Source organism: Roseovarius gaetbuli (genome assembly GCF_900172365.1).
Lineage (GTDB): Bacteria > Pseudomonadota > Alphaproteobacteria > Rhodobacterales > Rhodobacteraceae > Roseovarius > Roseovarius gaetbuli.
On sequence record NZ_FWFJ01000114.1, the window covers coordinates 1 to 1,355 of the forward strand.

Below are 1,355 nucleotides of genomic sequence, written 5' to 3' on the forward strand. Positions count from 1 at the left end.
CCTCCGCAAACTGGCCAAGATCCTTCCTGCACCGCAGCAAACGCGCAAAGCCTGATAGAAAAGGCGCTCGCGCTCTGTTCAGAACCACACTTTCTGCAACAGCAACACGTTGTTTTTCCACAGAATCGGCGGATTCCGGACCTTCGCCGCAAGTGCGAGCCAACCATGCTGTAACATCAGAATCTGACATTAAAGCAAGCTTCAAACGGAGCATCACTCTGCGGTGCCGCATGACCGCTTTGAGCCCAGAGCCGCCGGATTGAAATCGCGCCCTTCGCTCATGCAGCAAAAAAGTTGCCTTGATTGATCCAAGCGCCACGCTGCAACGCTGCCTTAAAAGCGGCCATTCGTTGTGGGCGCAGCAAAGCTTGGAGGGTCTATGACCGAGTTGCCAGACTTAGCTGCATTTGAACTGGCATCGCCGACTTGCGGCTTTCCGAACGGTCACCAGATAGCCCATCTCAACTATTGCAGGCGCGTAAAAGCGTGCCTTTGCAGTGCATAATGTGCCTACGTGCCTTCGGCCTGCCGTCCATAATCCTCCGCATCAAACCACCCGCGTGAAGCCTTTACCTTGAGGTCGTCACCTACTTCCCATTCTTCCCAACCCCGAATGTTAAGCGGATTTCCACTGGTCGCATCGTGCCCTGTGAATGTCCAAACGAAAATCACATGATTTCCGGCACAACGCAGATCATCACAGGTAAGCGCTAAATCTGGGACATCCGCATAAAAGCCTGCCGCCATGTCCTGAACGCGAGACCGACCGCTCCATGGGTCGCCATTGTTTATAATGATTTCGCCATCTTCTGCATAGAATGAGGCTACCGCCTCTGCGGACTTAGAGTTCCAGGCTGCGGTGTAATCTGCCGCCATTTTAGCCACTGCTTGTGCGTCAATCATTGCCTTTCCTTTCCCCATTAAAATGCGTGCATCATGGCATGTCCCCATCTTTCGTCCAGTGCAATTTGCCGCGCTCCGTTGGACATTGCGTGAGATAGCCGCCATTCGAAACATAAAAGAAAGCAGGCACACTGGGCTCAGAGCTGACTTGCGGCGGTGCAGCGGGGCAAGCCTGGACTGCGCCCCGGAAGCAGCCATTCCCGAAACACAGAAAATTCAACGCTTTCAGCGGTGCGGCCCGAATCTCGGACTGAAGTGGTCGGGCAAATTTGGACAGCGTGCTAAGATGTATCCACCGCGCAGGAGTGGATACGAGAATGACAAGGCGACGGAACTTTTCAGACAAGTTTAAAGCTGCTGTGGCGCTTGAGGCGCTGCGCGGTGACAAGACGGTGCAGGAGATCGCGGCCAAGCGGCAATTGCATCCGACGCAGGTGAGCACATGGAAACGA

Annotated in this window: 3 protein-coding genes; 1 reads left to right on the forward strand and 2 read right to left on the reverse strand. The window is 54.4% G+C overall.

The genetic code is table 11. From position 1 onward, the window contains the following. Both ROG8370_RS20825 and ROG8370_RS19810 read right to left on the reverse strand, forming a co-directional pair. The coding region (locus ROG8370_RS20825; RefSeq protein WP_212580143.1) for a hypothetical protein at nt 1–319 on the reverse strand (319 nt) is incomplete at its 3' end. A gap of 191 nt (nt 320–510) precedes the next feature. Next, nucleotides 511–903 (reverse strand): nuclear transport factor 2 family protein, encoded by a 393-nt coding sequence (locus ROG8370_RS19810; RefSeq protein WP_085828827.1) that lies wholly within the window; start codon nt 901–903, stop codon nt 511–513. A 317-nt stretch (nt 904–1,220) separates the two neighbouring features. On the opposite strand from ROG8370_RS19810, the gene ROG8370_RS19815 reads away from it, so the two are divergent. Beyond that, the coding region (locus tag ROG8370_RS19815) for a transposase (RefSeq protein WP_139838250.1) at nt 1,221–1,355 on the forward strand (135 nt) is incomplete at its 3' end.

Bases quoted from the DNA above. Each gene is read 5' to 3' on its own strand.
- ROG8370_RS19810 (WP_085828827.1), bottom strand. From the start codon at position 903: ATGATTGACGCACAAGCAGTGGCTAAAATGGCGGCAGATTACACCGCA.